15 protein-coding genes are annotated in these 18532 nt (G+C 70.7%); 8 read left to right on the top strand and 7 right to left on the bottom strand.

What is annotated here, in order from left to right:
* Positions 1-39: 39 nt before the first annotated feature.
* On the top strand, positions 40-1296 hold the full coding sequence (locus VGK78_RS12220) for a M15 family metallopeptidase (protein ID WP_331527918.1): 1257 nt from the start codon (positions 40-42) through the stop codon (positions 1294-1296).
* Between the two features lie 36 nt (positions 1297-1332).
* On the opposite strand, the gene VGK78_RS12215 is transcribed toward VGK78_RS12220, so the two are convergent.
* A complete protein-coding gene (locus tag VGK78_RS12215) occupies positions 1333-2511 on the bottom strand; it encodes an ATP-binding protein (RefSeq protein WP_331527917.1) in 1179 nt (392 codons plus the stop codon).
* 125 nt (positions 2512-2636) lie between these two features.
* On the opposite strand from VGK78_RS12215, the gene VGK78_RS12210 reads away from it, so the two are divergent.
* Both VGK78_RS12210 and VGK78_RS12205 read left to right on the top strand, forming a co-directional pair.
* The gene (locus tag VGK78_RS12210; protein WP_331527916.1) at positions 2637-4589 is read left to right on the top strand and encodes a M13 family metallopeptidase; all 1953 of its coding nucleotides are present in this window, start codon (positions 2637-2639) and stop codon (positions 4587-4589) included.
* Complete coding sequence (locus tag VGK78_RS12205) at positions 4586-5362, top strand: 2-phosphosulfolactate phosphatase (protein ID WP_331527915.1); 777 nt, start codon at positions 4586-4588, stop codon at positions 5360-5362. The genes VGK78_RS12210 and VGK78_RS12205 overlap by 4 nt, the downstream gene beginning before the upstream one ends.
* A gap of 30 nt (positions 5363-5392) precedes the next feature.
* On the opposite strand, the gene VGK78_RS12200 is transcribed toward VGK78_RS12205, so the two are convergent.
* From VGK78_RS12200 to VGK78_RS12190, 3 genes are all read right to left on the bottom strand, one after another.
* On the bottom strand, positions 5393-6967 hold the full coding sequence (locus VGK78_RS12200; RefSeq protein ID WP_331527914.1) for a DHA2 family efflux MFS transporter permease subunit: 1575 nt from the start codon (positions 6965-6967) through the stop codon (positions 5393-5395).
* A gap of 202 nt (positions 6968-7169) precedes the next feature.
* Positions 7170-8474: an MFS transporter gene (locus tag VGK78_RS12195; RefSeq protein WP_331527913.1), complete on the bottom strand. Its 1305-nt coding sequence runs from the start codon at positions 8472-8474 to the stop codon at positions 7170-7172.
* Positions 8471-9229 carry a helix-turn-helix domain-containing protein gene (locus VGK78_RS12190; protein ID WP_331527912.1) on the bottom strand — a complete coding sequence of 253 codons (759 nt, stop codon included), beginning with the start codon at positions 9227-9229 and terminating at the stop codon, positions 8471-8473. Before VGK78_RS12190 ends, VGK78_RS12195 begins: the two co-directional genes overlap by 4 nt.
* Positions 9230-9405: 176 nt before the next feature.
* Here VGK78_RS12190 and VGK78_RS12185 point away from each other — a divergent pair, with 176 nt between their 5' ends.
* Positions 9406-12111 carry a DEAD/DEAH box helicase gene (locus tag VGK78_RS12185; protein ID WP_331527911.1) on the top strand — a complete coding sequence of 902 codons (2706 nt, stop codon included), beginning with the start codon at positions 9406-9408 and terminating at the stop codon, positions 12109-12111.
* Positions 12108-12815, top strand: coding sequence for a hypothetical protein (locus VGK78_RS12180; RefSeq protein ID WP_331527910.1), 708 nt, complete (start codon positions 12108-12110; stop codon positions 12813-12815). The genes VGK78_RS12185 and VGK78_RS12180 overlap by 4 nt, the downstream gene beginning before the upstream one ends.
* A gap of 4 nt (positions 12816-12819) precedes the next feature.
* Here VGK78_RS12180 and VGK78_RS12175 read toward each other — a convergent pair whose 3' ends face one another.
* From VGK78_RS12175 to VGK78_RS12165, 3 genes are all read right to left on the bottom strand, one after another.
* Positions 12820-14385 (bottom strand): hypothetical protein, encoded by a 1566-nt coding sequence (locus VGK78_RS12175; RefSeq protein WP_331527909.1) that lies wholly within the window; start codon positions 14383-14385, stop codon positions 12820-12822.
* A 56-nt stretch (positions 14386-14441) separates the two neighbouring features.
* Entirely contained in the window at positions 14442-14984 is a 543-nt protein-coding gene (locus VGK78_RS12170; protein WP_331527908.1) for a TetR/AcrR family transcriptional regulator, read from the bottom strand.
* Positions 14985-15098: 114 nt separating this feature from the next.
* Positions 15099-15758: a cysteine hydrolase family protein gene (locus VGK78_RS12165; RefSeq protein WP_331527907.1), complete on the bottom strand. Its 660-nt coding sequence runs from the start codon at positions 15756-15758 to the stop codon at positions 15099-15101.
* Between the two features lie 95 nt (positions 15759-15853).
* Here VGK78_RS12165 and VGK78_RS12160 point away from each other — a divergent pair, with 95 nt between their 5' ends.
* The 3 genes from VGK78_RS12160 (at position 15854) to VGK78_RS12150 (ending at position 18470) form a co-directional block, all read left to right on the top strand.
* Entirely contained in the window at positions 15854-16363 is a 510-nt protein-coding gene (locus tag VGK78_RS12160; RefSeq protein ID WP_331527905.1) for a SigE family RNA polymerase sigma factor, read from the top strand.
* A 1-nt stretch (position 16364) separates the two neighbouring features.
* The gene (locus VGK78_RS12155; RefSeq protein WP_331527903.1) at positions 16365-17114 is read left to right on the top strand and encodes a hypothetical protein; all 750 of its coding nucleotides are present in this window, start codon (positions 16365-16367) and stop codon (positions 17112-17114) included.
* Positions 17115-17465: 351 nt separating this feature from the next.
* On the top strand, positions 17466-18470 hold the full coding sequence (locus VGK78_RS12150) for an endonuclease/exonuclease/phosphatase family protein (protein WP_331527902.1): 1005 nt from the start codon (positions 17466-17468) through the stop codon (positions 18468-18470).
* The last annotated feature ends 62 nt before the right edge of the window (positions 18471-18532 follow it).

Genomic DNA, 18532 nt, shown 5'->3' with positions numbered 1-18532 from the left:
GTCCGGAGGCCATCCACCTCGCCACTACCCTTGTCATTCATGGGGGGAGCTCGGGCACGACGCCGCGCCGTGGTAGCCGCCTGCCTGCTCCCCGTGCTCGCACTGGCGGCCTGTGGGGACCCGTCGTCGCGCGTGTCCGGCGAGCCGGCGAGCAGCGCGGCGCCGGGAAGCACCGACTCCTCCGGAGAACCGACGGATCTAGCGTCGTCCACCTCCGCGAGCGAGGATCACACGGTCCGGCGGCCCGGTCCGTTCCGGGCCCCGCTGCACACCCCCGACATCCTGATCTTCCGCAAGCACCCGCTCAGCGACCCGATGGTGCGCCGCATCCGGCAGCTGCAGGGGGTGACCCGGGTCGAGCGGTTCAGCCTGGCCCAGGTGAGCATCCAGGACCACGCGATCAACGTCGCCGCTGTCGACCCGGCGACGTACCGGAACTTCAACACCGACACGATCTTCACCAAGGGCTCGTCGTCCACGGTCGCGCAGTACCAGCCGGAGTGGAACCGGATCGCCGGTGGCGAGATGGCGCTGCGGTCGGGGTTCAGCAAGCAGGTCGCGAAGGACGGCTACGTCCGGCTCGGCGCCCGAGCCGACGCGCCGCAGATCCACGTCGGGGTCTTCTCGCCGCAGATCCCGCAGGTCGACGCCGTCGTCAACGACACCTGGATCAAGACCCTCGGAATGCGCAAGGGCAACGCCCTGCTGGTCTCGACCGGGATCCGGACCCCCGCGTCGATCCGCAAGCCTCTCCAGCGGATCGTGGGGCACGCGGCGTCGGTGCAGCGCCTCGACGTCGCCGCGCGGCTCGGGCTCGACCCGAAGGCCGTGCAGACGGCGTTCCTGGTCGGCAGCGCGTCGGACGCGGTCGGCTCCTACAGCTACTCCGTGCTCGGCGGGGGGCGGATCGCCCCGCAGCAGGCGTGGGTGAACAGCCACATCGCCACCGAGACCATGCCGATCATCGGCCCGATGACCTGCAACACCCAGATGTTCCCGCAGCTGCGCGCCGCCCTCGACGAGATCGTCGCCGACGGGCTCAGCTCCGCGATCCACCCGGACCAGTACGGCGGCTGCTACGTACCTCGCTTCATCGCCGGCACCACCACGCTGTCCAACCACGCGTTCGGCCTGGCCTTCGACCTCAACGTGCCGGAGAACCAACGCGGCACGGTCGGGCAGATCAACCGGCAGGTGGTCGCGATCTTCCAGAAGTGGGGCTTCACCTGGGGCGGCGTCTGGCACTGGACCGACCCCATGCACTTCGAGCTCAACCGCATCGTTCAGCCGCGTTGAACTTGGCGGGATCTGACGGCCAGCTTCGCGGGCACCTCAACCAGTTCTCGCTCGCACGTAGGCGCCGAAGCCGGGCATGGTGAAGCGCACCAGGCCGTGACCGACGGGCTCGATCACGCCCTTCTCGATCAGGCGCTCGCGGGGCACGCTGATCGACCGGGTGTCCTGGCCGAGAGCGGTGGCGATCTGCGCCCGTGTCACGTTGTCGGTGCCGGCCGCGGCCATCGCGGACAGGAACGCCTGCTCCTTCTCGGTGGCCGCTCCCCATCGGGCGCGATACATCGCCGTCAGCTGTTCACCGGCCCTTGGCAGGCCGGCCTCGACCTCGGCGAGCCCGATCGTGTCTCCGGTACCAGGGGCCGCGGCGGACCAGGTCGTGCTGCCCATCAGCTGCAGGAAGTACGGATATCCCCGGGCCTCACCCACGATCCGGTCGAGCGCGTCCTCCGTCCACGACACCTCGCTGGCCCGGGCCGGCTCAACCAGCGCAGCCCGGGCGTCCGGCTCGTCGAGCACGTCGAGGGCCACGAACGCGCTGCGCTCGCCGAACGTCGCCGCGCGGGTCAGCGCCTCCGGCGTCACCGGAAGCCCGGCGGTCACGAGCGCCAACGGGTTGTGCTCACGGTCGCCGGCCAGGTTCTGCCAGGCGTTGAGCAGCACCGACATGTCGTCGGCGGACGCCGCGTGCAGCTCGTCGACGAAGACGAGCAGACCGGCGCCGCCGCGGCTGCGGACCCGCGTCGCCGCGTCGTGCAGGAGGTCCTCGAGCGCCGCGATCGGCGCCGCCGAGGTCGGCTCCGCCGGGGGAGTCCTGGCGATCTCCCCGGTGACCCGGACGCCGGGAACGCCCAGCTGGAGGCCGATCCGGTCCAGGCGTGAGTGCCATCGGGCCGATTCGTCGGCCGGCACCACCTCGGCCCGCTCGAGCGCGCGCGCGACTGCCCGGACCAGCTCGGGCAGGAACGGACGCTGGCGGGAGCACGCCACCCACGCCGTCACGAAACCGGACTCCTCGGCATCGCGTTGCGCAGCCCGCAGCAGCGACGTCTTGCCCAGCCCGCGGGGCGCGTGGAAGACCAGCATCGGCCCGCCGATCTCGCCGAACGTCCCGACCCGGCCCAGCTGGTCGCGGATGCGTCCGAGCTCGGTACGCCGGCCGGCCAGGACCCGGGGGACCTCCCCGGGCGTGTACGGGTTGGGAAGCGCTGCGTCCACGGCTCCGATACTTCTTGATACTTGGCGGCAGTATCAAGAGCTATCCGTCCCGGCCGTTCCGGCCCTGGAGCCGACCCGTCGTCCGCGCCGTGGCCTGCGGCGTGCCCTCGTCTACGCTCCTGCAGGTGAGCACGCTCGATGACGCCCGCGAGGGCATGGATCTGTCCGTCCGTCCCCAGGACGACCTGTTCGGCCACGTCAACGGCCGCTGGGTCGAGGAGACGGAGATCCCGGCCGACAAGGGCAGCTGGGGACCGTTCGTCATGCTCGCCGACGTCGCCGAGACCCAGGTCCGCGCGATCATCGAGGAGCTCGCCGAGCGCGTGGCGAACGGCGAGCAGGAGCTCGACGGCGACGCCATGCGGATCGCCTGCCTCTACGCCTCCTTCATGGACGAGGCCACGGTCGAGTCCCTGGGCATCGAGCCGATCCGGCCGCTGCTGGACGCGGTGGCGAGCCTGCGCGACGTCCGCGACCTCGCGGCGTTCCTCGGCGAGTTCGAGCAGGTCGGCGGCAGCGGTCCGTTCGGGGTGTACGTCGACGTCGACGCCAAGGACTCCGACCGCTGCCTGGTCAACCTCGCGCAGGGCGGGCTGGGACTGCCCGACGAGTCCTACTACCACGACGAGAAGTTCGCCGAGGTGCGCGCGAAGTACGTCGCCTTCCTGGCCCGGATGTTCAGCCTGGTCGGACGCGCCGACGCCGAGGCAGACGCCAGCACCGTGATGGAGCTCGAGACCCGGCTCTCGCAGGGCCACTGGGAGCGGGCCGAGACCCGCGACATCCAGAAGACCTACAACCTGATGACTCTCGCCGAGCTCAAGGAACTCTGCCCGGCGTTCGACTGGGAGGCCTTCGTCCGCAACCTGGGTGGCTCGGAGCGGACCATCGCCGAGACCTGCGTCCGGCAGCCGTCGTACCTCCAGCACCTGTCGACGGCGCTCGAGGAGGTGCCGATCGAGCAGTGGCGCACCTGGCTGGCGATGCGCGTCGTCCGCTCGGCCGCGCCGTACCTCCCGGCCGAGCTCGTCGAGACCAACTTCGACTTCTACGGCCGTACCCTCAGCGGCACCCCGCAGCTTCGCGAACGCTGGAAGCGCGGCGTGGCCGTCGTCGAGGGCGGGATCGGGGAGGCGGTCGGACGTGAGTACGTCGCCCGGCACTTCCCGCCGGCGTCCAAGGCGATGATGGAGGAGCTCGTCGGCAACCTGCTGCGCGCCTACCGCGAGTCGATCACCGCGCTCGAGTGGATGAGCCACGAGACCAAGCAGCGGGCCTTCGCCAAGCTCGACATGTTCCGCTCCAAGATCGGCTACCCGGAGAAGTTCCGCGACTACTCCGAGCTCGACTTCAAGCCCGACGACCTGCTGGGAAACGTCCTCTCCGCCAACGCTTTCGAGACGCGGCGCCAGCTGGCCAAGGTCGGGGCGCCGGTCGACCGCGAGGAGTGGCTGATGCTCCCGCAGACCGTCAACGCCTACTACAGGCCGGGCATGAACGAGATCTGCTTTCCGGCGGCCATCCTGCAGAAGCCATTCTTCAGCCCCGACGCCGAGATGGCCGAGAACTACGGCGGCATCGGCGCCGTGATCGGCCACGAGATCGGGCACGGCTTCGACGACCAGGGCGCTCAGTACGACGGGGCCGGCAACCTCGAGGACTGGTGGACCCCAGAGGACAAGGAGCGCTTCGAGGAGAAGTCGAAGGCGCTGATCGAGCAGTACAACGGGTTCGAGCCGCGCGACCTGCCCGGCGAGCACGTGAACGGCGCGCTGACCGTCGGCGAGAACATCGGCGACCTGGGCGGCCTCACGATCGCGCTGATGGCCTACAGCATCGCCCGCGACGGCGACGTCGGGCTCGAGGACGCTCAGACGCTCTTCTTCAACTGGGCGTACTGCTGGCGCACCAAGCGCCGCAAGGAGCTGGCGCAGCAGTACCTGACCATCGACCCCCACAGCCCGTCGGAGTTCCGGGCCAACATCGTGCGGAACCTCGACGAGTTCCACGCCACCTTCGGCACCGGGTCGGGCGACGGGCTCTGGCTCGATCCCGAGGCCCGCGTCCGCATCTGGTGACGGCGGGCACATCGGCCGGCTCATCGGCGGAGCACGGACAGGCGGCCTACCGCGTCCGGTTCGACTACGGTCTCGCCGGCGCCCGGGCGCTGACCGCGGACGCGCAGGCGGGCGACGTCGCCGTGGTCGTGGACGTGCTCTCCTTCACGACCACGCTCGCGGTCGCGGTCGAGGCCGGCATCGAGGTCTACCCCTATCCGTGGGCGGCGGCCGACGCACCCGCCTACGCCGAGGAGCGCGGTGCGGTGCTCGCCCGGGGCAGACGCGCGGGGCTGTCGGACGGAGCGGTGAGCCTGTCGCCGGCTTCGTTCGCCGGGGTCTCCGGGATCGGGCGCGTGGTGCTCCCGTCGCCGAACGGGTCGGCCATCTCCTTCGCGCTGGCGGACGCCGGGGTGCAGGTGGTCGGCGCGTGCCTGCGCAACGCCTCGGCGGTCGGGCGGTGGCTGTCCGCGTGTACCGGTCGGCTGTCGGTGGTGGCGGCCGGCGAGCGATGGCCCGACGGGTCGCTGCGGCCGGCGGCCGAGGATCTCTGGGGCGCCGGCGCTGTGCTGACGGCGCTCGGCGCCCGGGACACGAGCCCCGAGGCGCGCCTCGCGGTGGCGGCGTACGACGTCGTGCGCGACGACCTCGCGACCGCGCTGACCGCCTGCGCGAGCGGCCGCGAGCTGAGCGTCGCCGGCTTCCGCCGCGACGTCGAGATCGCGGCGGCTGTCGACGTCAGCGAGGTCGTGCCGGTCCTGGCCGGAGAGGCGTTCACCGACGCGGGTGGGTGAGCGCTCCCGCGGCTCGCCGCTCCATCCGTCTCAGACCATTGCGGCGGGGTCGACGTGGTGCTCCGGCGGCTTGCGCGGCAGGAAGAACGAGGGCACCAGGCAGAGCCCCACCAGCACGGTCGCGACCAGGAACACTCCGCCGAAGGACTGGCCCATGAAGTGCAGGCCCTGGGACATCACGGCCTTGGCCTGGTCGGGCGACAGTCCGAGCTTGCCCGGGTCGGCGCCGTTCTGGATCGCCAGCGTCGGCAGCACGCTCTTGGAGTGGCTGTTGTAGGCGTTGGTGAGCAGCACCGAGAACAGCGCCGTCCCCATCGAGATGGCGATCTGCTGGGTGATGTTCATCAGTGTCGAGCCGCGGGCGATGTCGTGGTCCTTGAGACTGGCCAACGCCGCGGTGAACACCGGCATCATCGTGGAGCCCATGCCGAGCCCCATCACGACGAACGCGGTGATGATGTAGCCGTACGACGTGTTGTCGTCGACGGGGATCAGCATCGCCATGCCGAGCGTGTCGAGGACCAGCCCGGTGAGCACGACCTTGCCGGGGCCGATCTTGTCGGCCAGGAAGCCGGCGATCGGCATCGTCAGCATCGCCCCGAAGCCCTGTGGCGCCACCAGCCAGCCGGAGCTCAACGGCGACTCGCCGCGCACCTGCTGGAAGTAGAGCGTGAACAGCAGGGAGGCCCCGAAGAACGCCATCGCGAAGAGGGTCATGGTCAGCACCGCGACGGTCATGTACCGGTTGGTGAACAGCCGCAGCTGCACCAGCGGGTGGATGTTGTGCCTGCGCAGCGCCCACGGGACGAAAGCCGCCACCAGGGCGATCCCGATCAGGGAGGTGATCACGACCTGGGCGGTGAACATCGTGCCGTGCTGCTGCTTGGCGGCCGGGATCGAGGACACGCCGTACAGGAACAGAGCCAGCCCTGGCGACAGCAACAGCATCCCGACGAAGTCGAAGCTCTCCGAGGGGTGCACCTCGTCACGGTCGAGCACGCGCCACGCATAGATCGCCGCGACGATGCCGATCGGGACGTTGATCAGGAAGATCCAGTGCCACGAGGCGATGTCGATCAACCAGCCGCCGAGGATCGGGCCGAAGATGGGGCCGAGCAGCATCGGCACGCCGAGGATGGCCATCACCCGGCCCAGCCGCTCGGGGCCGGCCGCGCGGGTCATGATCGTCATGCCGAGCGGCATCAGCATGCCGCCGCCGAGACCCTGGAGGACACGGAAGGTCACCAGCATCTCGAGGTTGGCCGCCGTCGAGCACAGCGCGGATCCCGCGGTGAACAGCACGATGGCCAGGATGTAGAGGCGTTTGGTGCCGAACCGGTCGGCGGCCCACCCGGTCAGGGGGATCACGGTGGCCAGCGCCAGCGTGTAGCCGGTGGCCGTCCAGGCCACCTGGGCCTGGGTCTTGCCGAAGATGTCCTGGAAGGTGCGCTGCGCGACCGCGACGACGGTGATGTCGAGGATCGACATCACGGCGCCGAGCACCACGACCCCGGCGACCAGCATCACCCGCTTGTCGAGCCTGCCGTCGGTAGCGCCGGTCGATTCGCCCACTCCGCCCACGTGGGCGTCGATCTCAGTGCTCATCCGTCACAACTTCCTCTGCGTGTGTCTGGTTCCGAGAGCCTAGGGACTGCCACCGACAGCGGGCCAACGCTTTGCCGGTCGTCCGGCCGACCGTCCCGGAATCCTTCCCGAACGCCGGACGACGTACGGGTTGTTCCCCTTCTCTGTCAGACGTTCGTGGCGGGCCGAACGTGACACCCGGCGGAATCCTTCCCGGTCCGGGTCACGACTCGGTCACGGTTGTCTCTACCGCCTGGGCAGGCGCACCCGCGAGGACCGCCGGGTCCATCGCGGGCGAGCCGGTCACGACCGGCTCCGGGCCGTCGGCGACCGGACGGCGTACGTCGTCGGCGATCTGGTCGCGGAGCATGGTCACGATGTACGCCGACGCCACCAGCGTCACCGCGCCCATGATCACGAAGATCGTGCGGTAGCTCAGCACCACGACCAGCAGCGACCCGACCGCCAGCGAGATCGCCTGCGGGGCCGCCATCACGACCTCGACGGCGGCCGAGACCCGGCCCATGATCGCCTGCGGTGTGCGGCGCTGGATCAGGGTCATGAACGCCACCATCATCAGCGGCATCGCCGCCCCCATCACGACGGCCATCGCCAGCACCACCCAGAACTGCTGGGCGGCCGCCATCGCCAGGATCGAGACGGCCGCCACGAACAGTCCCACCACACAGCCGGCGACCTCGCCGATCCGGCGCACCACCGCGCTCGAGGACAGGCCGCCGCCGATCGCGCCGATGCCCTGGGCGGTCACGATCGCGGACACCCAGGTGACCGGCTTGTCGAACCCGTCGAGCAGGGCGTACACGGCCGACTCGGCGAAGCCGAACACCAGGATGCAGATCCCGAACCCGACCAGCGTGTGCTCGAGGACCCGGTCGGCGGCCAGGTGGCGCAGGCCTGCGGTCATCTGCTGCCAGAAGTGCGAGTCCTCCCGCTCCGGTGCCTGCTCCTGCACGGCGATGGTCGCGATCACGATCGCGGCCAGGAAGAACGACGCCGCGTCCAGCACGGCGACCGCCCATCCGCCCAGCCAGGTGAACAGCAGCGCTCCGATCAGCGGACCGAACAGGCGGAAGGACTCCTTCGTGGTCTGCAGCGAGGAGTTGGCGTCGACCAGCATGTCCTCGGGCATCAGCTCTTTGAGCAGGCCGTTGAGGGCGGCGGGGAGGATGACGAACGACGCGCCGTACATCATCGCGACCGCCCAGATGATCCAGACCTGTCCCTCACCGCGCACGAGGACGAGCGGGAGCACGCCGACGCCGGAGGCGACGTGGCCCCAGACCAGCAGTGGCCGACGCTTGAGCCGGTCGATCCAGATGCCGAGCAGGGGGGCGAAGAGTGCCGGGATGACCATGAAGAAGAAGGTCAGGCCGGCCATGCCGTTGGACCCGGTCACCGACTTCACCCACATCGAGAGCACCAGCAGCATCACCGAGTCGCCGAACATCGAGGTGGTGAGGCCGGCGTACAGGCGCGAGAAGCCGGGCTGGCGGAAGGCCTGCTTCATGAGGCGTCCGCCGCGTCGTCATCCGTCCGGTCCTCCGTGCCCGTCGCGTCGGCGGGAACCGCCTCGACGCCGGGCAGGAGGAGCGGTGCCCCCCACGCGACCAGCTCGCAGAGCCGTGAGCCGCCGGGGCGTTTCGACGCGTCGGTGAGTCGGTCGGCGTACCGCTCGAGCACGGCGCGGATCTCGAGGTTGAGCTCGTCGAGCTCGTCGACCGTGAGCCAGCTGGCGTACTGGGTGCTGGTGGCGGCCTCCGCCCAGTCGCGATCCCCGTCGTCGAGTAGCTGCGCACGTGCCTGCTGGAAGCGGGTGACCTGGCGCTGCAGGAGCATCTCCTCCAGCGCACGTCCCGCCCGGAGCTCCCCCGGGGTGGCGGCCACGTCGTCCCACGCCAGCCCGACGGAGCGGACCTGCCACGGGCGCTGCCGGCCGATCCCGCCTCCGGCCTCCTCGACGAACTCGTGCTCGGCGAGCTTGCGCAGGTGCCACGAGCAGTTCGCCGGGGTCTCGTCGAGCCGGTCGGCGAGCTCGGTGGCGGTGAGCGGTCCGTCCACGGTGAGCAGCTCCATGATTCCGAGCCGCACCGGGTGGGCCAGCGCGGCGAGCTCGCGCGGGTCGCTCAGTCGTCGGTACGACGTTCCCGGCGCTGCCGCGTCCCCTTCTCGTGCGGGTCCTGCGGACGGGCGCGTCGCTTCGCCCGTCGCTTCGCCTGTCCCTTGCGTCGTGTCGTCACGGCGCTCCCCCTTCGTGCTCGGCATGCCGTCGAAAGTACTCTTTCGAAAGGACTCTTGCAACCGCTTCGGCGGTGGAAGACGTGGATGAGGACCGGCAACTCCTGCGAGGCCCTTCCCATTCCCGAGCGCTCCTCGGGCACCCGTCGTCGGTGGCGCTGGCTAGGTTCATGGCGGGGCCGGCGTGACGTGAGGAGGTGCCGGTGAGCTTCGTGCCGCTGACCGGGCCGGCGACCCTGCACGCCGCCGAGTCGCCGCGGGACGCGACGGTGGAGTTCACCGACGACCGGCGGACCATCACACTCCCGATCCGGGCCGCGCTCCCGGTCCTGGCCAAGTCGCGCACCGCCGACGACGCGCATCCGTCCGTCGCCCTGCTCGCGGCCGCCTCGCTGCTCGGCATGCGCTTCGTGGCGGCCGGCAAGTTCGAGCCGGGGGACGGGGTCTGGCGGCTCGGTGCCCTCGACCCGGCCGACACCGACCGGCTGCGGCGGCTGGCCGAGTCGCGGGCCTACGACGGGGTGCCCGCCGACGCTGCCGAGATCGTCGTACGCCGCGTGGTCGACGCCGTAGTCGACGCCATGCCGCGAGGCTCACCCGAAGCCGCCGCGCGGGCGACGACTCCCGTGCCGGCCCCGCGTCCCGCGGATGGCACGTTCTCCCGGCGGCTCCAGGTGCTCGTGGCCCGTCATCGTGGCGAGCGGTCAGACCTGCCCCACCTGGTGACCCTGTCGCTCCGCGTCGAGGCGGACGAGGAGGAGCTGGTCGCGGGCGCGTGCCGGCTGGTGCTCCAGGTGCACGACGAGCGCGATCCGCTCCACGTGTGCGACGCTGCGAGCCTGTGGCAGGACCCGTCGTCGGTGCACGGGTTCGGCGACCGCGCCCGCACGCACACGAGCCTGGCGCTGCGCGACGCGGCCCGCGCCTGGCCTCCCCTCGAGCGGCTTCTCGAGCAGCGGGTGCCCGACGAGCTGACCCTCGACACCGACGATCTCGTCAGCCTGCTCGACGTCGGTGTCGCCGCCCTCCGGACGATCGGCGTCGACGTCCTGTGGCCCCGCAGCCTGGGCCGCGACCTGAGCGCCACCGCCACGCTCGACCGAGCCCCCGGCACGCGTGAGGGGCAGCTGGTCGAAGGCGTGCTGAGCGGCGACGCGCTGTTCGCCTTCAACTGGGAGGTCGCGCTGCGGGGCGACCCGCTGACCGAGCAGGAGATGGACCAGCTGGCCCGGGCGTCCTCGCCGATGCTGAAGCTCCGCGGCGGCTGGACCGTCGTCGACCCGGCGATCGCGCGCAAGGCGCGCAAGCGTCTGATCCGCACCGTGCCACCCGCGCAGGCCGTGGCGGCCGCGCTCACCGGCACGGTCGAGATCGAGGACGCCCCGGCCGAGGTCGTCGTCGGCGCCAGCCTGCTCGCGGTGCGTGAGCAGCTCCTCGGCGCCGCGACTGCTCCGCCGCTGCCGACCCCGCCCGGGCTGGCCGCAGTCCTCCGCGACTACCAGCGCCAGGGCTTCACCTGGCTCGAACACCTGACCTCCCTCGGGCTCGGGGCCTGCCTGGCCGACGACATGGGGCTCGGCAAGACGGTCACCCTGATCGCCCTCCACCTGCAGCGAGCGGCGAGCCGGCCCGGCCCGACCCTGGTGACCTGCCCTGCCTCCCTGCTGGGCAACTGGGAGGCCGAGGTGCGGAGGTTCGCGCCCGGGGTGGAGGTACGCCGCTTCCACGGCGGGCAGCGGTCGCTCGACGACCTCACCCCGACCGACGGCAGGCCCGACCCCGGCTTCGTCCTGACGACGTACGGCACCCTGCGCCGGGACCATCAGGCTCAAGGGCTCCTCGCGACCGTGCCCTGGGGGCTGGTCGTCGCAGACGAGGCTCAGCACGTGAAGAACGCCCGCTCGGCCACCGCCCGGGCGCTGCGAGCGGTCCCGTCGTCGGCCCGCGTCGCCCTGACCGGCACGCCGGTCGAGAACAACCTGACCGAGCTCTGGGCGATCCTCGACTGGGCGACCCCGGGGCTGCTCGGCAGCCGGCAGGCGTTCCGCAAGGTGTGGGCAGGTCCGATCGAGTCCGGGCGCGAGCCGACCAAGGCGCGTCAGTTCGCCGGGCTGATCGGGCCGTTCCTGCTGCGTCGTCGCAAGGCCGACCCGGGCATCGCGCCCGAGCTGCCGGAGAAGACCGAGACCGACCACCTCCTCGGTCTGACCCGCGAGCAGGTCGTGCTCTACGAGGCATTCGTCCGCGACACCATGGCACGCATCGAGCGGGCCGACGAGGAGACCCGGCGCGGCCTCGTGCTCAAGCTGCTGACCGGGCTGAAGCAGATCTGCAACCATCCGGCCCACTTCCTCAAGCAGTCCGGCGGCCGGCTCGGCGGACGCTCCGAGAAGCTCGACCTGCTCGACGAGCTGGTCGGCACCGTGCTCGCCGAGGAGACCTCGGTGCTGGTCTTCACCCAGTACGTCGCGATGGCCAGGCTGCTGGAGGACCACCTGACCCGCGGCGGCGTCCCCCACCAGTTCCTGCACGGCGGTACGCCGGTGCGGCAGCGCGACGCGATGGTCACGGCGTTCCAGGCCGGGGAGGTGCCGGTGTTCCTGCTGTCGCTCAAGGCCGGCGGCACCGGCCTCAACCTGACCCGCGCCGACCACGTCGTCCACCTCGACCGCTGGTGGAACCCCGCCGTCGAGGACCAGGCGACCGACCGCGCCCACCGGATCGGCCAGACCAGGCCGGTGCAGGTCCACCGGATGATCACCCAGGGCACGGTCGAGGAGCGGGTGGCCGAGCTGCTGCGCCGCAAGCGCTCGCTGGCCGACTCCGTGCTGGCGCGCGGCGAGACCGCGCTGACCGAGCTCTCCAACGAGGAGCTGCTCGACCTGGTCTCCCTGCGGAGGCTGCCGTGAGCACACGCGCGACCTCGGCGGTCACCTTCTCGCGCATCCCGCCTCGCCGCTCGACGTCACGAGCCGCCACCTGGTGGGGCCGGGCCTGGGTGCGCGCGGTCGAGGAGGCGTCGTACGGCGAGAGCGACCTGCACGCCGCCCGTGCGCTCTCGCGCAGCGGCGCCATCGGGGGCATCACGGTCGACCACGGCTCGGTGGTCGCGGCGTGCTCCGACCGGAGCGGGATGTGGTCGGTCCGCGCGACCGTCCCCGAGCTCGACCCGATGAGCCGACGTGCCTTCGTCGACGTGGTCGCCGGGGAGTCCGGTCACCTGGGGGCCCTGATGGCCGGCGAGCTGCCGCACCGACTCGTCGAGCAGGCCGAGGAGGCCGGCGTCGAGCTCCTGCCCTACGGCGGTGAGCTGGGCTCCGCCTGCCCCTGCGACTCGTGGATCGACCCCTGCGTGCATGCGCTGGCGGTGATGCTGCAGGTCGCCTGGCTGGTCGACGGCGACCCCTGGGTGCTGCTCCGGCTGCGCGGCCTGTCGCCCGACGGCCTCCAGTCGGAGCTCGCGACCCGGTCCGACCCGACCGACACCGAGCACGACGACGAGCCCGACGTGCCCTCCGACGACCTCGCGGTCGCCATGGACGCTGCGGTCCGCGCCGCCCGGGTCGTCGCGCTGGCCGACGACCCCGCCGCGGAGATCGCCCACCTGCTCTGACCGGTCAGCTCCCCACGGCGTACAGGACGGCGTTCTCGATGGCGTACGACGTCCCGTCGGGGCCGATCACGGTCATCGTGTAGGCCTGTCCGCGCGGCTGACCGAGCTGGATCGACTCGGTGAGCTGTCCGCTGTCGAGGTCCCACCGGTAGAGGTGCCCGTCCTCGTTGTTCGCGATCGCCGAGCCCGTGGCGGGATCGACCGCGATGGAGTTGATGCACCACTCGTAGCGGTAGTCGTCCGGCGTGTCCGGCGGATGAAGCGGCGAGAGGACGGTCCGCACCTCGCGCATCACCCGGACGGTCGAGAACCGGTCCAGCTGCGTGGCGTGCGGGTCGAGCAGCGCGATCTCGTTGCGGCCGTCGCCGTACTCGCCCACACCGCCGTAGTTGTTGTACTTGCTCACCAGGAGGTACGACGAGGTCCCGGCGTAGCTCGGGACCGACGCCGCCGGCACCACCGAAACGGTCGAGTCCCACCCGAAGGACCCCGGCCGTTCGAGGGTGGTCAGATGGCGGTCGAAGTGGAGCAGCCAACCACGGTCGTCGTGCTCGAGGAGCGGGTATCCCAGCACGCCGAAGTACACGTCCCCGTCGGGGCCGACGGTGGGGGCTGCCGTCGACGAGCCGGAGAGCACCGCCCACTCCTGGGTCTGCGGGTCCCGCAGGCGATGCTGGTACCTCGGGTGCAGCGTGGCGGCGTTGAAGGCGACCAGGCGGCCGCGCGTGCCGGTGACCACCGCGACGTACCCGGTACGGCCGCTGTTCGAGAGCGCCGGCGCGCAGTTCAGGGCCACCGCGGTGGCTCCGTGGACGCCGGCGAGCCTCCGGGCCGAGACCCAGCTGCCCTCGCCGGACGGCGAGATGCGGGCGAAGCCGCTACGGAGGCGGCCGGGTGCGTCCGCCGTCGCGGAGAACCCGAAGTAGACGGACCCGTCCGGACCCGTCGTCAGCGGCGTCGTGATCTGCACGGCTTTGCGGTAGGCGGCACGGTGCGCGCGCCACTGCTGCATGCCGTAGAAGGCGAGGCGCCGGATGCGTCCGGTGTCGTGGTCGGCCCGGGCCCGGACGAGCAGGGTCCCGCCGGCCGCCGCGACGGCCACGTGCCGGTCGTCCAGGAGACCGGCGGGGATCGGTGGCGGCCACTGGTCCTGGGCGCCGACCGGCACCGTGTAGTCGGTGGGCAGGCTCCACTTCTTCGTGCCGTCGGACCCGGCGTACGCGATCACCTCGGAGCCCTGGCTTGCACCGATCCGGGTGGGCACGACCACGGTGTTGCCGCTGGTGACCATCGGCGAGGCGTAGTGCGCGATCGGGCCACCTTCGTCCCCATACGTCGGGGGGTCGCGGTCCACCCGCACGTGCCAGCGGACGTGGGCCAGCGGTTGGGGCGAGGCCGGCGCGACGCCGGTGTGCCGGGCGTCGTTCGCGAATCCCGCCCAGGGCGGTGCCGGCGGCACCGCCGCCGGAGCGTCCACGGAGGTGGTGGCAGTCAGGGTCGCCGCGACGATCACGGAGGCCGCGCTCACCGCCGCCAGCCGTCGCAGACCCGGCGCTCGGTGTCGTGCCATGCCCCCGCCCCCTCGGGTCGTCACGGTAGGACGCGACCGGGTCTCCTGGCGAGGGGTCAGGCGAGGGCGCCCATCGCCATCCGCTCGAGCACCCCGCGCATCGCCTCGTCGGCGATCACGCCGCTGTGGGGCGTGGAGTTGATCAGCCCGAACGCCGCGTGGGCCATCGCCCGGGCGCGGTCGGTGTGGAGTCCGCGGTGCAGCCGGCGCAGCTCGCCGGCCCAGACGTCGACGTACTCCCGCTGGAGGTGGCGCACCCGCTCACGCGCGGCCGGCGGCAGCGACTGCCAGTCACGGTCCTGCACGACGATCAGCGAGCGATGCCGCAGGGCGAAGTCGGTGTGGTAGGCGACGAGCAGCTCGAGGGCGTGCCGCGGGGAGGTCGCCCTGGCGACCCTGGTGCGTCCCTCGTCGAGCAGGGTCTCGCTGATCCCGACAAGCATCGCGGCCAGCACGGCGTCCTTGGAGTCGAAGTGCTTGTACAGCGCCGGCCCGGAGATGCCGCATGCCCTGCCGATGTCGCCGACGGAGACCCCGTGGAACCCCCGCGCGGCGAACAGGTCCGCGGCCGTCTCGAGGATCTGCTCGCGCCGGTTCACAGGGTGAGGTTAGCGCTCGTTAACGTCGGGACGGCGTGACACCAGCGCGGCTACCGGTCCGGTGTCCACGCACCGCGGTGCACGTCGCGGCCTGACCGGCCGGAAGAGCGCATCTCAGAACAGCGACTCGTAGGAGGCCGTCAGGCTCTCGGCCGTGAACTGCTTCTGGTCGGGCGCGGTTGCTCTCCAAGACCGATACGGCTCACCCGAGACCTTCTTCGTCAACTCAGCAGCCGTGAGGATCTCGATGCCGTAGACCCAGTTCGCCATGATCAGGATCGCGGCCTGGTGCGACCCCAGGTTGGTGGCCGCGCACATGTCCACAACGAGGCTGACCCGATAGTCGCGGGCGTAGGCGTCGTACACGCTGGTCAGGACGCAGCAGTCGGTGGTGAAGCCACCGATGAAGAGCTCGCGTACCCCCAGGCTACGGAGGGCCATGTCGAGTGACGTGTCGTGGAACCCGCTCCATCGGTGCTTGTCGATCACCACATCCTCGGGCTGTGGCTTGATCGGACCGAGAATCGTGATCGCGTCGGTCCCGGCCCGGTAGTACACCGGAAGGCCCTCACCATCGAAGACTTCTCCGACGGATACGCCGATGCCATCGCGCCGATTCACGTGCCGGGTGTACGCCACCGGAACGCCCGCGGTCCGGCACGCCGCGATGACCATCTGTGCGTTCGCGACGGCCTCCTCGACTCCTTCGATCCCGTACCGGCTCTCCTGCTGCATGTCGATGAGAAGGAGCGCCGCCTGTGAGCTCGTGGGCATGCCTTATTAGAGCCGAAGTGGTGACGGGAGCTCGGCGTGAGGGCAACCGTTGACGTGGTCGTGGGGCTCATGCGGGGGGACACGGAAGGAGGCGGATGCGCGCCCTGGAGCGGGATGAGGAGTTCGTCCAGTACGTCGCGGCGTACCGGGGAGGTTTCATGCGGGCCGCCAGGCTGTTGACCGCCGGGGACGACGCAGGGGCAGAAGATCTGGTGCAGTCGACCCTGACGAGCTTGTACATGGCCTGGCCGCGCGTCGCGCGCGCCGACAACCCGGCCGCCTACGGCTACGCCTCTCTGACCAACACGTTCCTCAAGGAGCAACGTCGGGCTCACCGCCGTCGGGAGGTGGTCACGGACCGGGCGCTCGAGACCGTCGTGGACCGCGTCGACGTCGAGACGAATTCGCTGATCCTCGAGGCGCTCAGGCAGCTGGCTCCCCGACAGCGGGCCGTGATCGTCCTTCGCCACTTCCTCGAGTACGACGTCGCCGGGACCGCACAGCTGCTCGGGTGTTCTCAGGGCACCGTCAAGTCCCAGAACTCCAAGGCGCTGACCAGGCTCCGTGAGCTGCTCGGTGCCTACACCATCACGGAAGGAAACTGACATGCAGAGCCTGCACGACCTCCTCGACGAGGCCGCCGGACAACCGCGGCCCTTCGACGCCCACGCCGACCTGCGCCGCAGTCACCGCGCCGTGGCGCGCAAGCGCACCCGCTGGGCCGTGGGAGTCACCGGCTGCCTGGTCACGGCCGGCGCCGTCACGCTCGCATCGATGCCGCACGGGAGCGGGCGCGTCGACACGCTCGAGCCGGGCGACGGTGGATCGAGTGGTCCCGACAGGCCCGGTGGCGACTCGGGCGAGGTCCACCTGCAGTACTACGACGTCCCCCAGCCGCCGGCAGGCTGGCACATCGTAGGTGAGCGGCCTCAGTACGTGATGCTCACGCGCGACGGAAGCAGTGTCACGACGGTCAACTCCGGCTTCGTCGGGCAGCTCGTGGTCATGCTGTCGCCGGGCGACACGGCGTACGACCTCACTCTGAAACAGCAGTCCATGGAGTACGACGGACGCACCTTCTACACCAACGGACACGACGGCCCGGGAATGACCACGGCGTCGGTGCGCACCGCGGACGGCCACTGGCTCCAGGTCCAGTACCCCGCGTCCGACTTCAGCTTCGGCGAGATGGTCACTTATCTGGACGGTGTCGTCGTCAAGGCCGGCGCCGTGCCGGGAGATCCTTCGACCGGGCACGTGGACTTCCGCGTCGTTCACATCAACGGCGGCACCTACATCGTGGGAGAGGACTGGCTACGGCGCCACCCTGCCTGGCTCCGCCAGCATCCCCGGTGAGGTCCGCGGACCCGAGACTCCGAGCGAGTCGTACGCACCGACTCCCGCGTCGCGCAGACCGGCTCGGTCTACAAGACATGCTCTACGACGAGAGCGTCGGCTCTCATGTCGCCTGGGGGATGGGCTTGCCATCCGAGGATCGCGTTGCAGATCCGCGAGCTTGCACGAGGCTGTCAGCGACCCGAAGGTCACCTGCTCACCGATCTTGTGCTTGCGACCCTGGAACAGTTCGCGCACCCGCGCGGCGAACTGCGGCGCGTCGACGCCCTGCTTGCGGAAGTGACTTAGGTTTTCCAGGGGAGTCGTTTCGGCGGGGCTCGAGGCTCACCGCTCGAAGGGCACAGTGGAGCCGTGCCCGAGGACCCAGGATCGCACCACCCGTTCCGATGGCACGCTTTCTGGTTCGCAGTGGCCATCGTCGTGGTCGCCGCCGGCGTGGTTGCGGTCGCGATCCGGCTGCCTGGTGCATCACGGGGCTCGTCGGCGGTCTCGCCCTCCGCCTCGGTGATCACCGCACCGATGTCCACGGCCGCAACGCCGTCTGGCCCGTCGGTGGCACCGCGTCGCTTGACTCCCGAGCCGACGACGACCGCGATGACGCCCCGCGCAGGATGCCAGGGCGGCCGGCTGCCGGTTCTTCGGGTGCTCCAGTTCAACATCCGTGCGGGAATCAGCGACACCGGCGATCTCGACCTCCCCGAGGTCGCCGCGGAGATCGAGGCGGTCCGTCCCGACCTGGTCAGCCTCAACGAGGTCGACAGTGACACGTTGCGCACGCGCATCGACGAGCCGGCGTATCTCGCCGCGACCACCGGACTGCACGTGGTCTATGGACCCAACCTGCTCTACGACGGCGGTCGTTTCGGAAATGCCATCCTCACGCGCTACCCCGTGGGCGAGAGCCACAACCTTCGGCTGCCAGGGACCTTCGGGCTGGAGCCGCGAGGGCTTTTGACAGCGATCGTGAGGGTCGACGGGCGAAGGCTGTCGTTCTCCTCGACGCACCTCAGTGACGGGAGCGAGGGCCTGCAGAGCCGAATTCTGCAGGCGCTGTCCGTGGCACGGGCGCTGCAAGGGATGGCCGCTCCGCACATCGTGGCCGGTGACCTGAACTCGGTTCCCACCGACCTCCCCGCGCGGATCCTTCGACAGCATCTCCTCGACGCCCAGGAGCAAGGGGGCACCGGGGTCGGCAACACCATCCCCGAGGCGCACCCCAGCCACCGCTTCGACTACATCCTGTACGACCACAACTTCGCGGTGATGCCAGGGAGCACACGGGTTCGAGCCTCGGAGTCCAGCGACCATCGCGCGGTTTTCACACAACTGACCCTGCTTCCGAGGCGCAACTGCTGACCGGCCTCACATGGACATTGCGTCCACCCCGTGCGGCCGAGGCACCGTGGTGACCCGCCATG

The sequence above is a fragment of the Nocardioides sp. genome, from assembly GCF_036503465.1.
In the GTDB taxonomy this organism is placed as follows: Bacteria; Actinomycetota; Actinomycetes; order Propionibacteriales; family Nocardioidaceae; genus Nocardioides.
The sequence above is the reverse complement of the archived record's forward strand: the minus strand, read 5'-3'. Positions and strand labels throughout refer to the sequence as shown.